The organism is Achromobacter ruhlandii (assembly GCF_902859695.1).
GTDB lineage: Bacteria > Pseudomonadota > Gammaproteobacteria > Burkholderiales > Burkholderiaceae_B > Achromobacter > Achromobacter ruhlandii.
Window position 1 is genome coordinate 107,039 of the sequence record NZ_CADIJL010000001.1, and the last position, 13,622, is coordinate 120,660.

Here is a 13,622-nt window from a genome sequence, read left to right on the forward strand (position 1 = left end):
CGCCGGCGTGGCGCCCGACCCGGGGGCGATGCCTCAGTACGCCAGCGAGGCTTGCAGGTACACCGTGCGCGGCATGCCCACGTACTTGCCGGCGTTGTTGTCGGTGGAACGCGTGAAGTAGCGCTTGTCGAACAGGTTCTTCACGCCCAGCGCGATGTTCAGGTTGTGCATCTGCTTGCCGAAGTCGTAGGCGGCGCGCACGTGCACCGTGCCGTAGCCCGGAATGTCGCCATAGGCGCCGTTGGCGCTTTCCTCGGTCTGGTAGCGGGCGCCGGGATCGGGGGCGCCGGGCGAGCGCTGCTTGGACTGCAGGAAGGTATCGACGTTGAAGGTCCACTGGTTGCGCGTGTAGCGCGCGCCCAGCGAGGCCACGTTGCGCGAATAGAAGGGCAGGTCGCGGCCCTCGAACACGCCGGCCTTGTAAGTGGCCTGGGTGTAGGTATAGGTGCCGTACAGTGACAGGCCCGACAGCGCGGCTGTCAGTTCGCCCAGGTCGTACGACAGGCCGGTTTCCAGCCCGCGGTGGCGGGTGGCGCCCAGGTTGGTCCAGGCGTCCGAACCGCCGTTGGTGCCGCCGCGCAACTGCAGTTCGTCGTCGAAGTCGATGTTGAACAGCGTCAGTTCGCCCTTCCAGCCGCCGCCATTGAAATGCGTGCCCACTTCATAGGTGGTGGCCTTCTCCGGGTGCAGCCCGTTGGTGGTCGAGGCGATCTGGAAGTACTGCAGCGGGCCGAATGACTGGCCGGCGTTGGCGAACACGCTCCATTGTTCGCTGACGTGGTAGACCACCGACAGCGAGGGCAGGGGTTCTTCGGACTTGATGCTGGTATGGGTCCTGGCCGCGGGATTGGACTTGTCGTTCAGGAACGAGTCGATGAATTCGTAGCGCAGGCCCGGCGTGATGGTCCAGTTGCCCACGTTGATGGTGTCATCGATGTAGACCGCATGCGCCGTGGTGCCGCCGGTGCGGTACTGGTACTGCGGATTGGGCGCATCGAGCGCGTCGAAGCCGCTGTCCGGCACGTAGAACGCGGTGCGCGAGGCGCGTTCGTCGCTGGCTTCCTTCAGGTAGCGGTAGCCCACGCTGATTTCCTGCGTCACGCTGGCGCCGCGGAACAGGCGCGAATAGCGCGGCTCGATCGCGAACGTGTGATAGTTGCGCGGGTTGAACGTCAGGCGGCGCTTGCCGGCGTTGGCGCCGGTGCCCTCGGTCTCGATGCTGCTGCCGCGGAAGCTGTCGGTGTAGTAGGTGAGCAGCTCGAACTTGTTGATGCCGTCATCGTGGTTGTAGCGGAACGAGGCGTCGGTGCGGCGGCCGGTGAAGTTGTCGTAAGGCCGGGTGGACTGGAACGGATCCTCGGAATACTGCCGGGCGGTCAGCCCGCCCGGCATGCCGGCGCGGCCTTCGTAGTGATGCAGCGCGGCCGACACGCTGTCGTCGGCGCCGATGCGATAGGTGCCCTTGAGCATCACGTCATCGATGTCCACGCGATCGTTGCTCTCGCGAAAGCCGTTGCCGTGCGTGCCGGAATAAAGCAGTGCGCCGCCCAGGCCACGTTCGTTGGTGCCGCCGATGAATGCGCTGGGCGAGGTCTTCACGCCGCCGTGGCTGTACATGTCGGTCTCGACCGTGGCGTCGGCGGTGAAGTCCCGCGGAATCGCGCGCGTCACGAAGTTGATGATGCCGCCCACGTTCTGCGGGCCATAGCGCACCGAGCCGGCGCCGCGCACCACGTCCACCGCCGACAGGTTGCCCAGCGACACCGGCGCCATCGACAGCTGCGGTTGGCCATAGGGCGCCACCGCCAGCGGAATGCCGTCCATCAGAATGGTCGAGCGCGGCGACAGGCGCGAGGTCAGCCCGCGCACGCCCACGTTCAGCGACACATCGCTGCCGCCCGTGCCATTGCTTTCCTGCACCTGCACGCCCGGCACGCGGCGCAAGACGTCGCGCACATTGGTCGCGCCGGTGTCCTGGAACGACGAGCGCTCGATGATGGTGCGCGCGCCGCCGTGTTCCAGCACCTTCTCCTCATTCGGATTTTCCAGCCAGTCGCCCACGACGCTGATCGCGCCCAGGGTGTTGTCGGCGGGCGCGGCGTCTGCCGCGGTCTGCGCCTGGCTGTGGGCGGCCAGCGTCAGCATGGCCAGCGCGAGCGTCAGGCGTCGCGGGGGAAAAGGAATCGGCATCGGAAGTCCAGGAAGCGGGGAGGGCGCGCGTCATTAATACGAGCGTCAATCACATTGAGAATCTTTACTGGTTCGGCGCGGACGACTGCCAGGGGCGCGCACGAGCCGAGTCGGACCTTGCCCGACCGGCCCGAAATATATCAAAAATTGGCGCCAATCTAAACGCGGTAAATTGGGGTCGTGGCAAAAACACGCCACGGCCGGCAGGCCCGTGCGCCAGACAGCGCGCGCCAGCATCGCGTCGAATCCGTATAAGATGTGAAATTGGCGCCAATTTTTAGCTGGAACAATCATGGACACACTCGATCAGCAATTGCTGGGTCTGTTGCGCGCCGACGCTCGCGCAACCGTCGCGACCCTGGCCAAGAAGCTCGACGTATCAAGGGGCACCATCAACAACCGCATCGCCCGCATGGAAGACGAGGGCATCATCGTCGGCTACACCGTCCGGCTGCGCCCCGAATCCCAACCCGACCAGATCGGTGCCTGGATGAACATCGCCGTCGACGGCAACGAAACCCGCCGCGTCGTCAGCATCCTCCTGGGCGACCCCGCCGTCGTCGCCCTGCACGACACCAACGGCCGCTGGGACCTGCTGGCCGAACTGCGCGTGGCCAACATCGAGGAAATGTCCCGCGTCCTGGACCGCGTCCGTCTCATCAAGGCCATCTCCGCCACGGAAACCAGCATCCACCTGAAAAGCTACAAGCTCGATTGAGCCCCGCCGCCCATCTTTGTGACCGTCCCTCCCAGAGCGCAAAATCGCCGCTCTTGTCTCTGCCCTTCCTGTTGACGACGCCTACGTCATCTCCGCAAACCCGGACGCCGACGCCGCACCACCGAACGCCCAAAAAGGCCGCCTGCGCGGCCGCCTTGGGCGACCCCGCAAGATCTTCCTACTCCACACAACGTCGCCACGAAGCCCAAGCACGTGACACATCCCGGCGGCGTCTCGAAACGCGCTGACGCAGCGGGGTGGCCGGGCCGGGCGGAGGGCGGGGCGTGTAGATGCGCCCGACGGAATCTGAAGGGAAGGCCGAAGGCCTGGACGAAGATGAGGAAGGGGCAGTCCGGAGCGAAGGCTCCGGACCGCAATCGTAGCCCCGCCCTCCGCCCGGCCCGGTCACCACGCGTCAAAAGAACCACAGCCCTAACCGCCCGACCCATCCCTCCCGGGGCAACGTCACGAACCACCCGTTAGGGATTCCCCCCGCTTGCCCCAACCCAAACCTGGTTCCTAAAATTGGCGCCAATTTAGTCAAACATCCCCCGCCCGCAACACCCCCCCCGGCACACCCCGCCCGGGAATCGAGGAAACCATGCAGTCCACCGCAGCACCCGCCCTGGCCCCCGACGCCGCCCGCGCCCGCGCCATCTACGACCTCGGCCACAGCACCGTCTTCGCCTCGCGCATCGACCCGCGTTTCTCGTACTGCATGTACGTCCCCCCGCACATCGACCAGGCCAAACACCCCATGGAGCTGGTCGTCATCATGCACGGCACCGGCCGCGCTTTCGTCGAATACCGCGACGCCTTCGCCGAGTTCGCCCGCTGGAACGACTGCATCGTGCTGTGCCCGCTGTTCCCCGTCAGCCCGCTCGGCGACGGCAACCGCGACGGCTTCAAGCAACTGCGCGAAGGCGACATCCGCTACGACCACATCCTGCAAGGCATGGTCGCCGAAGTCGGCGAGAAATTCGGCCGCGACTTCTCCCGCTTCGCCCTGTTCGGCTATTCCGGCGGCGGCCAGTTCGTCAACCGCTACGCCCTGCTGCATCCCGAAACCCTGTGGGCCGTCTCGATCGGCGCGCCCGGCTCCGTCACGCTGCTCGACCCCAGCCAGGACTGGTGGGTCGGCGTGCGCGACGCCGAAGCCCGCTTCGGCAAAGCCGTGGACATCGAGGCCCTGCGCCAGGTCGCGGTGCACATGATCGTCGGCAAGGCCGACCTGGAGACCTGGGAAATCACCCACCGCGAAGGCGGCAAGTTCTTCATGCCCGGGGCCAACTCCGCGGGCGCCACGCGCCCCGAGCGCCTGGAATCGCTGCGCCGCTCGTTCGAGGCGGCTGGCGTCAAGGCCGTGCTGGACGTGGTCGACAACGTGCCGCACGACGGCCTGAAGTGCGTCGGCCAGGTGCAGGACTTCCTGGCCGCCGAACTGCGCAAGCTGCGCAATGAATAACGTCCACAACCCGATGGGCGGGCGCGCGAGCGCCTGCCTGCCGCGATAGGAGAGGGCCATGCTGCGTTTCGCGCTATCCCGTATCGTCATGGCCATTCCCACACTGCTGATCGTGGCGGTGGCGGTGTTCGTCATGATCCGCCTGATTCCGGGCGACCCCGCGCAATTGCTGCTGGGCGACCTGGCCACGCCGGCGGCCCTGGCCGACCTGCGCGCGCGGCTGGGCCTGGACCAGACCTGGCCCACCCAGTTCGGCATCTGGTTCGGCAACATGCTGCACGGCGACCTGGGTTCGTCCATCAACACCGGCCAGCCCGTGCTGCCGCTGGTGTGGGACCGTTTCCTGATCAGCGGCCGCGTGGTGCTGGTGGCCGTGCTGTTCGCCGCCCTGGTGGCCGTGCCCGCCGGCATGATCGCCGCCTGGAAGCAGAACAAGGCGCCCGACCTGATCCTGGTCGGCACCGCCACGCTGCTGGTGTCCATTCCCACCTTCTGGCTCGGCCTGCTGCTGCTGATCTTCTTCGGCCTGAAGCTGCAATGGCTGCCGGTGGTGGGCTACGTGTCGATCGGCGAAGACTGGAAGGCCGGCCTGCTGTACCTGGCCATGCCGATCCTGACGCTGTTCCTGCACGAGATCGGCGTGTTGATGCGCATGGCGCGCGCCAGCACCCTGGAAGTGCTGCGGCTGGACTACATCACCCACGCCCGCGCCAAGGGCCTGTCGGAATCCGCGGTACTGATGCGCCACGCCTTCCGCAACGCCTTCGGCCCCACCTGGACCCTGATCGGCCTGGTGCTGGGCAACCTGCTCGGCGGCATCGCCGTGGTCGAAACCGTGTTCACCATTCCCGGCCTGGGCCGGCTGCTGGTGGATTCGATCTTCGCCCGCGACTACCCCGTGATCCAGGGCTGCCTGCTGTTCGTCGGCGTGATCTACGTGATCGTCAACCTGCTGATCGACCTCTGCTATCCCATCTTCGACCCGAGAGTGACCGCCGAATGAAAAAGCGAATTGCAGCTAACGCGCTGATAGGCGGCGTGATCGTGGCGGCGATGCTCGTCGCGGCCATCATGGGCGCCTTCTGGACGCCGCACGACCCGCTCAAGATCAACTTCGTGGCGCGGCTCAAGCCGCCCGGCGGCGACTTCCTGCTGGGCACCGACGAGTTCGGCCGCGATGAACTGTCGCGCCTGCTGGCCGGCGCGTCCAGCAGCGTCTGGATCAGCCTGCTGACGGTGGGCTTCGCCATCATCGCCGGCACCATTGTCGGCACCCTGACCGGCTTCGTGCGCGGCTGGACCGACCGCATCATCATGGCCTTCAACAACGCCCTGCTGGCCTTCCCCGGCCTGCTGCTGGCGCTGGGCCTGCTGGCGGTGGTCGGCGCCAACAAGTACGGCATCATCCTGGCGCTGGGCCTGGCCTATACGCCATCGGTGACGCGCATCGTGCGGGGCACGGTGCTGTCGCTGCGCGAGAAGGAATTCATCGAATCCTCGCGCGTGCTGGGCAACTCCGAGCTCTACACCATGGTGCGCCACGTGCTGCCCAACTGCGTCGCGCCGTTGACGGTGCTGGCGACCTCGATGTTCGGCTGGGTGATCCTGGCGGAAAGCGCACTGTCGTTCCTGGGCCTGGGCGTGCCGCCGCCGGCGCCCACCTGGGGCAACATGCTGGCCGCCGCCCGGCCGTTCATGGCGCAGGCCTCCTATCTTTCCATTCTTCCGGGCCTGGCCATCGCGCTGGCGTTGCTCGGGATCAACCTGCTGGGCGACGCGGTGCGTGACCGTCTCGATCCCCGCATGAGGGGCGTGCAATGAGCGCACTGGTTACCGTATCGAATCTGTCCCTGACTGTGGGCCGCGGCGGTCGCGAGATCGTCAGCGGCGTGTCCTTCGAGGTGGCGCCGGGCGAAATGGTCGGCATCGTCGGCGAGTCCGGCAGCGGCAAGACCCAGGCGGCGCGCGCCATCATGGGCCTGACGCCGCCGCCGCTGGTGGTGGCTGGCGGCTCGATCCGCTTCGAGGGCGTGGAAGTCACCCAGGCCAGCCCGGCCGCGCTGCGCAAGCTGCGCGGCGCGCGCATCGGCATGGTGTTCCAGGAACCCATGACCTCGCTCAACCCGTCCATGCCCATCGGGCGCCAGCTGGACGAAGGGCTCAAGCTGCACCGCCGCGACCTGTCGACGGCACAGCGTCGCGAACGCATCCTGGAGATGCTGCGCCGCGTCGGCATCCGCGATCCGAAGGCCGCCGTCGAAGCCTGGCCGCACGAGTTCTCGGGCGGCATGCGCCAGCGCATGATGCTGGCCTCGGTGATGCTGCTGGAGCCGGCGCTGCTGATCGCCGACGAGCCCACCACCGCGCTCGACGCGGTGGTGCAGCGCGACGTGCTGGAACTGATGGTCGACCTGACGCGCGAGCACAACACCGCCGTGCTGATGATCAGCCACGACCTGCCGATGGTGGCGCGCTATACCGAACGCATGGTGGTGATGCAGCATGGCAAGGTGCTGGAAACCGGCACCACCGCCGGCATCCTCGAGCGCCCGCGGCATCCCTACACCCGCAAGCTGCTGGACGCCATGCCGCGCCGCCTGCCGGCGCGTCCGCCGATCCAGGAAGCGCCGATCGTCGAGGTCAGGAACCTGGTGGTCGACTACGCCGGCCACCAGCGCCTGTTCTCGCGCACCGGCGCCAAGCGCGCCCTCAATGGCATCGACCTGCAGGTCAAGCCGCGCGAAGTGGTGGCGGTGGTGGGCGGCTCGGGGTCGGGCAAGACCACGCTGGGCCGCGCCATCGCCGGCCTGCTGGCGCCGACCTCCGGGCAGATCCTGTTCCGTGACCAGCCGGTCAGCCGCCGTTCGCCGGCCTGGCGCGACTACCGCCTGAACTGCCAGATGGTGTTCCAGGACCCGTATTCGTCGCTCGACCCGCGGATGACCATCGGCGAGCTGGTGGGCGAGGGCCTGCGCATGCTGGTCGACATGCCGGCCGCCGACAAGCGCCGTCGCGTCGACGAAGTGCTGGCCGAAGTCGGCCTGGGCTCGGAATACGCCAAGCGCTTTCCGCACGAACTGTCCGGCGGCCAGCGCCAGCGCGTGGCCATCGCCCGCGCGGTGGTGCGGCGGCCGTCCTTCGTCATCGCCGACGAGCCGGTGTCGGCGCTGGACGTGACGGTGCGGGCGCAGGTGCTGGACCTGTTCGCCGACCTGCAGGAACGCCACGGATTCTCGTGCCTCTTCATCAGCCACGACCTGGGCGTGGTGGAGCAGGTGGCCGACCGCGTGGTGGTGATGCGCGACGGCGGCATCGTCGAGCAGGGCACGCGCGACACGGTGTTCGACCAGCCACGCGAGGAATACACCCGCAGCCTGCTGTCGGCGATTCCCGCGCTGGAGTCGACCGAAACCGGCGGCGTGCGCCTGCGCTGGCGGCTGGACCAGCCGGAGCCGACGCGGGCCACCGCTTGAGGGGACGGGTCCACGCCGGGCGGGAGTTCCGTTGCGGCGCGGACTTATGCATAAAATACGCGGTTTGGATTTGATTCACGGGAGTGGTCCATGCCGAAAGCGGCGGCGACACAGCCGGGCCTGGTTGACCGTATTGCCCTGGATATTCAGTCGGGGGTATACGGCCCCGGCGCGTGGCTGAAACAGATCGATCTGCAGGAACGTTACGGCGCCAAGCGCCTGGACGTGCGGCGGGCGCTTGACCAATTGACCGCCAAGCGACTGATCGCACACATCCCGAACCGGGGCTATCACGTCTATACGATGGACCCCGATCAGCACCTGCAGATCCGCGACATCCGCGTGCTGCTGGAAACCGGCGCGGCGGCCGACCTGATGCCCAACGTCACGGCGGCCAAGGTGCGCGCCCTGCGCGCGCTGGCCGAGCGGTTTTCCAAGCTGCTGCAGGACGGCACCCTGCTGGAGCAGTACGAGGTCAACCTGGCGTTCCACGCCGGGATGTACGACATGTGTTCCAACCGCGAATTGGCGGCGCTGATCCAGGAAACCCGGGCGCGCGGCCCGGCGGCCCCCGCCAAGGAATGGGTGACGCGTTCGCGCATCGAGATCTCGGCGCGCGAGCACTTCGACATGGTCGAGGCGCTGGAAGCGCGCGACGTCAAACGCCTGCAGAAGATCATCGCCCAGCACGTCGGGCAGGACATTTCCTGACTCGCCCCGCCTGATCGTCACCCCCCACGCGGCGGCCTTCCTGAAAAGGAGGCCGCCGCGGTCATTTCGGGGCCGCTTTCAGGGATACCCCGGATACCGCCCCAGCCGCAAGTCTTCATAATGGGCGGCTATTTTTGGCGCCAATATAGTTATGAATCCGGCGCCGCATGCCCCCGGGGGATTTCCACAATGCACCACCTTCCTGTTTCCCGAGCGCTCGCGCTCAGCCTGGCCCTGGCCGCCGCGGGCGCGGCCCAGGCCGCCACCCTGACCATCGCCCAGCCGGCCGACATTCGCTCGACCAATCCCGGCGTGAACCGCGACAACACCACCGACGGCGTGGTGCTGAACATGGTCGAGGGCCTGGTTGGTTACCGGGAGAACGGCACGGTGGCGCCGCTGCTGGCCAAGTCGGTCGACCTGTCCGAAGACGGCCTGACCTATACCTTCAAGCTGCGCGACGGCGTCAAGTTCCACAATGGCGCCACGCTGACATCGGCCGACGTGCTGTGGAGCTGGCAGCGCTACATGGATCCGAAGACGGACTGGCGCTGCCGCAGCGACTTCGACGGCCGCAACGGCCTGAAGGTCACGGACGTGACCGCGCCGGACGCGCAAACGGTCGTCATCAAGATCGACCGCAAGTCGGCGGTGTTTCTCGATTCGCTGGCGCGCACCGACTGTGGCATGACGGCGATCCTGAGCAAGGATTCGGTCAACGCCGATGGCTCCTGGAAGCAGCCGGTCGGCACCGGCCCGTACCAGTTCAAGGAGTGGAAGCGCGGCGAGTACGTGTTGTTGACGGCGTTCAAGGACTACGTGTCGCCCGGCGCGGGCGACAAGCCGGACGGCTACGTCGGCGCCAAGCGTCCGCTGGCCGACGAGGTCCGCTTCCTGGTGGTGCCGGACCCGTCGACCGCCAAGGCCGGCCTGGTGTCGGGCGCGATTGACGCGAGCCAGATCACCATCACCGACGTGGCCGAGCTGAAGAACAATGCGGCGGTGTCGGTGATGAGCCCGCACGACGCCACCAAGCACACGCTGCTGTTCCAGACGCAGGATCCGGTGCTCAAGAACGTCAAGCTGCGCCAGGCGATCGCGGCGGCGCTGGATATTCCGCAGGTGGTGGCGGCGGCTTCCGAGGGCCTGGGGCAGTTGAACAACTCCGCGGTGTACGCGGGGTCGGCCTACTACCAGGAGGCCGAGAAGCGCACCTACAAGTACGATCCGGCGCGCGCGCAGCAGTTGCTCAAGGAAGCGGGCTACAAGGGCGAGCCGATCGTGATCTACGCCAACAAGCGCGCGCATGTGCCGAGCTATCAGGTGGCGGTGATCGCGCAGGCGATGATGCAGGCGGTGGGCATCAACGCCAAGATCGAGGTGCTGGAGTGGGCCACGCAGCTGGACCGCTACAACACGGGCAAGTACCAGATCAGTTCGTTCACGTTCTCGTCGCGGATCGATCCGGCGTTGAGTTTCGAGCAGTTCGCGGGCGACAAGAGCAAGCAGCCGCGCAAGGTCTGGGATGATCCCGAGGCGCAGAAGCTGATCGACGAGAGCTTCCTGGAGTCGGATCCGGCGAAGCGGCAGAAGCTGTTTGACCAGCTGCATGCGTTGATGCTGGAGCAGACGCCTTTGTTGGTGCTTTATAACGGGGCGGATGCTTGGGCGACCAACAAGCGGGTGCAGGGGTTTTCGGTTTGGGAGGGGAAGCCGCGGGCTTGGGAGACTAAGATCGTTGGCAAGTAAGTCGCTTTTTTCGGGCGGTCTCTTTTTGGTGCCGTCCGGGGCGGCGTTGGCCTGGCGTGCGCGGGGCTACGATTGCGGTCCGGAGCGTTCGCTCCGGACTTCCCCGTTGTCATCTTCGTCACAGCCTGCGGCTGTTCCTTCAGATTCCCTCGGGCGCATCTACACGCCCCGCGCACGCCAGGCCAACGCCGCCCCGGACTCGACCGTTGAAGCTTGACGGTTGCCGGGGCGGTTTTTTTTGCTTGGGGTACCTGGATGCAACGGAGGGTGGGGGCGAGTCTTGCGGGGCCCGCGCAAAGGCGGCCGCGCGGGCGGCCTTTTTGAGCTTGCGTGGTGTCTTGCGGTTGGGGTTGGCGCTGCGCGTGGGCTGGGGCTGCCGCTGTTTATTTGCAATGCAAAGAGGCCGCTTTCGCGGCCTCTTTGCTTGGCGTTGCGCGGGTTACTTCGCCACGCGCTCCACTTCCCAGGCGCGCGGCTTCTTCACGGCCCAGGGGGTGTAGCCCTTGATATCGCTGCGGAAGGCGCCGATGTCCAGGCCGTTGTAGAGCGGGATGCTGGGGACGTCGGCCAGGAACAGCTTGTGCAGCTGGTCGAAGGCGGCCTGGCGCTTGGCGTGGTCGGTGTCGACCGAGGCGGCGTCCAGGAGCTTCTGGGCGTCGGGGTTGTCCCAGACCTTGCGCGGCTGCTTGGCCTTGTCGCCGGTGACCATTTCGTAGTTCAGCGCCGCGTCCAGGCGGGCGGAGTACGGGAAGGTCATCATCTGGTAGGTGCCGGCGTTGTAGCGGTCGAGCTGGGTGGCCCATTCGGACACGGACAGCTTGGCGTTGATGCCGACGGCCTGCAGCATGGCCTGGATGATGACGGCGGAGTTGTACGACTGCGGGTAGCGCTTGGTGGTGATGAGCTCGATCTCCTGGCCCTTGTAGCCGGCTTCCTTGAGCAGCTTCTGGGCCAGCGCCGGGTCGTATTTCCAGCCTTCCTTCTGGGTGGCGTCGTGGTACGGCGAGACCAGCGGGACGATGGAGTTGTTGGGCTTGGCCAGGCCTTCGGTGACGGCGGCGGCCAACTGGTCGTAGTCGATGGCGTGGGCCAGGGCCTGGCGGATCTTGGGATTGGACAGCAGCGGGTCCCTGGTCTGCAGCAGCAGCGCGGTCATGCTCATGACGGGCGCGTAGGCGACCTTGACGTTGGGGGTGCCTTGCAACACCGGCACGTCGTTGTTGGAGACGTCCTCGATGATGTCGATGTTGCCGCGTTGCAGGGCGGCCTTGGCGGTGGAGTCGTCGGGCACGATGACGAAGCGCACTTCATCGACCAGGGGGCGCTTGGAGCCGGTGTAGCCGTCGCGCTTGCCGTCGCGGTTGGCGTAGTCGGCGAACCTGGTCAGGCGCACGTATTCGCCGCGCTTCCATTCGGCGAAGGCGAAGGGGCCGGTGCCGATGGGTTTGTCCCAGCTGCCGTCGGCCTTGACCGAGGCCTTCTGCAGGATGCCCGTGCCGCCACAGTCGGCGCGCGCCAGCGAGGCCAGGAACAGGCTGCTGGGTTTTTCCAGGTGGTAGACCACGGTCTGGGCGTCGGGCGCCTCGACGCCGGTGACCTTGACGGTGCCGCGGCCATCGAATTCGCTGGCGCAGCGCCAGCCGGCGTTGGCGGCGGTGTAGTGCTGCCAGGTCCAGAGCACGTCGGCCGAGGTCAGCGGCGCGCCGTTGTGGAACTTGACGCCCTGGCGCAGCTTGAAGGTGTAGGTCTTGCCATCGGGGCTGATGTCGATGGACTCGGCCAGCAGCGGGCGGACCTCGGCATCCTCGCCGTAGGCCACCAGGCCCTCGACGACGTGCAGCACCACCGCGTCGCTGTTGCTGTCGCGGTTCACGCCGGGTTCGGTCGAGCGGATGTCGGCGGTGAACGAGATGCGCAGCGGCGCGGGCGCCTGGGCCCAGGCTGATCCGCTCAGCGCGCCCAGCGCCAGGGCAATCGCGGTGTTCAGGAGTTTGATTGTCATCGATGCGTTTCCAGGGAGGGCGCGGGCGGCCGGGCATCCGGCCGCCGCCAACAGTTCAGGGGACTGGCAGAGATCAGGCCGCGGCCAGCAGTTCGGGCTCGGCGTCCAGGCTGTAGCGGGTAAACGTGCGATTCAGCGCCGGCAGCGGCGCCACTTCCATCAGGCCGGCGGCCGGCTCCATGACGACCATGGCGACGGTGGCCGACAGGTTGTCGTGGCTGCCCGGGCGCGGCGGGCGGCAGACCGAGTAGGGCGTGCCGAAGTCGTCGAACAGCGCGCGCTTGAGGTCTTCGCGCGTCAGCTTGTCCTTCTCGTTCAGCAGGCGGCGCACGCGCCAGTCGCGGTAGGCGCTTTCCGGGGTGCTGGCGCGGCCGGTGTCGCGCAGCTTGCCCAGCGCGACTTCGCTGACCCAGTGGTTGGCGTGCACGATCAGGTCGTCGGCGCCCGGGTAGATCGGGAAGGCTTCATCGGTGGTGCACTCGTAGTCCACGCCGAAGCCGGCGGCCATGCCGATCATGATGTTGTTCGAGCACGACTTCTGGGTGGTGCTGACGGCCTTGATGGCCAGCGCGAAGTGTTCCTGCTCCAGCACCTTGCGGCGGATCAGCGACAGCGGCACGCCCAACTGGCGGAAGTCGCGGTCGGATTCCAGGTAGTTGGCGGTGATCGACACGCCGGCGCTGTTCAGGCCGCTGCGGGCCAGTCCGCCGGCCTCGACGAAGGTCAGGATGTCCGGGCCGTTGTCGTTGCGCACGCGCAGCACGATGGCGGTCTCGGCGCATTCGGCGCGCCAGTCCCAGTTCTGCCCATGGATCAGGCGGCCGTTGGCCGAGCGGGTCGGCAGGATCAGGGCGCCGGTGCAGCCGTCGCCCGGTTCGAGTTCGGCGGCTTTCTTCTTTTCGGCGCGGGCCTTGGCGATGACTTCGGTGCGGGCGTTGACCATCACGATGTCTTCGAAGGGCACCTTGGCGCCGGCGGCGATGCCGCGCATTTCCTCTAGATAGTGCGGTGCGAAGTTCTCGATCTCGCGGGCGAAGCTTTCGATGAGGCGGGTGCGCGCCATGGCGTCGTAACCCAGATCGACCAGCGTCTGGCCGTACATGGCGGCGCTCTTGCGCACGCGGTCGGCGGCCTGCTGGCCATAGGCGCGGCCACGGGCCTCGGGGGTACCGGAGACCGATACGAACGGGAATTGGGTGATCTGGGTCATGGACGGATAGCGGCGCGCGGCGCCGTGAGGTCGGGGAAGGGGAGAATGTTGCAAAAATATTAGCTTATTTTGGCGCCAATATTACCGAGGGTTTGCCCGGAGAT

At 66.9% G+C, this 13,622-nt stretch carries 10 protein-coding genes; 7 read left to right on the forward strand and 3 right to left on the reverse strand.

Annotated elements, in window-relative coordinates:
• Window positions 1–33: 33 nt before the first annotated feature.
• Window positions 34–2,190, reverse strand: a complete 2,157-nt coding sequence (locus HV742_RS00470) for a TonB-dependent receptor family protein (RefSeq protein ID WP_175144284.1) — start codon at window positions 2,188–2,190, stop codon at window positions 34–36.
• A 292-nt stretch (window positions 2,191–2,482) separates the two neighbouring features.
• Here HV742_RS00470 and HV742_RS00475 point away from each other — a divergent pair, with 292 nt between their 5' ends.
• The 7 genes from HV742_RS00475 to HV742_RS00505 all read left to right on the forward strand — a co-directional run bounded on the left by HV742_RS00475 (window position 2,483) and on the right by HV742_RS00505 (window position 10,306).
• Window positions 2,483–2,908 carry an Lrp/AsnC family transcriptional regulator gene (locus tag HV742_RS00475; protein ID WP_047992161.1) on the forward strand — a complete coding sequence of 142 codons (426 nt, stop codon included), beginning with the start codon at window positions 2,483–2,485 and terminating at the stop codon, window positions 2,906–2,908.
• A 601-nt stretch (window positions 2,909–3,509) separates the two neighbouring features.
• A complete protein-coding gene (locus HV742_RS00480; protein ID WP_059269488.1) occupies window positions 3,510–4,373 on the forward strand; it encodes an alpha/beta hydrolase family protein in 864 nt (287 codons plus the stop codon).
• Between the two features lie 58 nt (window positions 4,374–4,431).
• Window positions 4,432–5,376, forward strand: coding sequence for an ABC transporter permease (locus HV742_RS00485; protein ID WP_006393367.1), 945 nt, complete (start codon window positions 4,432–4,434; stop codon window positions 5,374–5,376).
• Complete coding sequence (locus HV742_RS00490) at window positions 5,373–6,194, forward strand: ABC transporter permease (protein ID WP_049071983.1); 822 nt, start codon at window positions 5,373–5,375, stop codon at window positions 6,192–6,194. The genes HV742_RS00485 and HV742_RS00490 overlap by 4 nt, the downstream gene beginning before the upstream one ends.
• Complete coding sequence (locus HV742_RS00495) at window positions 6,191–7,846, forward strand: ABC transporter ATP-binding protein (protein WP_175144285.1); 1,656 nt, start codon at window positions 6,191–6,193, stop codon at window positions 7,844–7,846. Before HV742_RS00490 ends, HV742_RS00495 begins: the two co-directional genes overlap by 4 nt.
• 90 nt (window positions 7,847–7,936) lie before the next feature.
• Window positions 7,937–8,557 carry a GntR family transcriptional regulator gene (locus HV742_RS00500; RefSeq protein ID WP_049071990.1) on the forward strand — a complete coding sequence of 207 codons (621 nt, stop codon included), beginning with the start codon at window positions 7,937–7,939 and terminating at the stop codon, window positions 8,555–8,557.
• Between the two features lie 189 nt (window positions 8,558–8,746).
• Window positions 8,747–10,306, forward strand: a complete 1,560-nt coding sequence (locus tag HV742_RS00505; protein ID WP_049071993.1) for an ABC transporter substrate-binding protein — start codon at window positions 8,747–8,749, stop codon at window positions 10,304–10,306.
• Window positions 10,307–10,745: 439 nt separating this feature from the next.
• Here HV742_RS00505 and HV742_RS00510 read toward each other — a convergent pair whose 3' ends face one another.
• Window positions 10,746–12,308, reverse strand: a complete 1,563-nt coding sequence (locus HV742_RS00510; RefSeq protein ID WP_175144286.1) for an ABC transporter substrate-binding protein — start codon at window positions 12,306–12,308, stop codon at window positions 10,746–10,748.
• A gap of 73 nt (window positions 12,309–12,381) precedes the next feature.
• A complete protein-coding gene (locus tag HV742_RS00515; protein WP_175144287.1) occupies window positions 12,382–13,518 on the reverse strand; it encodes a C45 family autoproteolytic acyltransferase/hydrolase in 1,137 nt (378 codons plus the stop codon).
• Between the last annotated feature and the right edge of the window lie 104 nt (window positions 13,519–13,622).

Bases quoted from the DNA above. Each gene is read 5' to 3' on its own strand.
- HV742_RS00475 (WP_047992161.1), top strand. From the start codon at position 2,483: ATGGACACACTCGATCAGCAATTGCTGGGTCTGTTGCGCGCCGACGCT.
- HV742_RS00490 (WP_049071983.1), top strand. From the start codon at position 5,373: ATGAAAAAGCGAATTGCAGCTAACGCGCTGATAGGCGGCGTGATCGTG.
- HV742_RS00500 (WP_049071990.1), top strand. From the start codon at position 7,937: ATGCCGAAAGCGGCGGCGACACAGCCGGGCCTGGTTGACCGTATTGCC.
- HV742_RS00485 (WP_006393367.1), top strand. From the start codon at position 4,432: ATGCTGCGTTTCGCGCTATCCCGTATCGTCATGGCCATTCCCACACTG.
- HV742_RS00480 (WP_059269488.1), top strand. From the start codon at position 3,510: ATGCAGTCCACCGCAGCACCCGCCCTGGCCCCCGACGCCGCCCGCGCC.
- HV742_RS00510 (WP_175144286.1), bottom strand. From the start codon at position 12,308: ATGACAATCAAACTCCTGAACACCGCGATTGCCCTGGCGCTGGGCGCG.
- HV742_RS00515 (WP_175144287.1), bottom strand. From the start codon at position 13,518: ATGACCCAGATCACCCAATTCCCGTTCGTATCGGTCTCCGGTACCCCC.
- HV742_RS00470 (WP_175144284.1), bottom strand. From the start codon at position 2,190: ATGCCGATTCCTTTTCCCCCGCGACGCCTGACGCTCGCGCTGGCCATG.
- HV742_RS00505 (WP_049071993.1), top strand. From the start codon at position 8,747: ATGCACCACCTTCCTGTTTCCCGAGCGCTCGCGCTCAGCCTGGCCCTG.
- HV742_RS00495 (WP_175144285.1), top strand. From the start codon at position 6,191: ATGAGCGCACTGGTTACCGTATCGAATCTGTCCCTGACTGTGGGCCGC.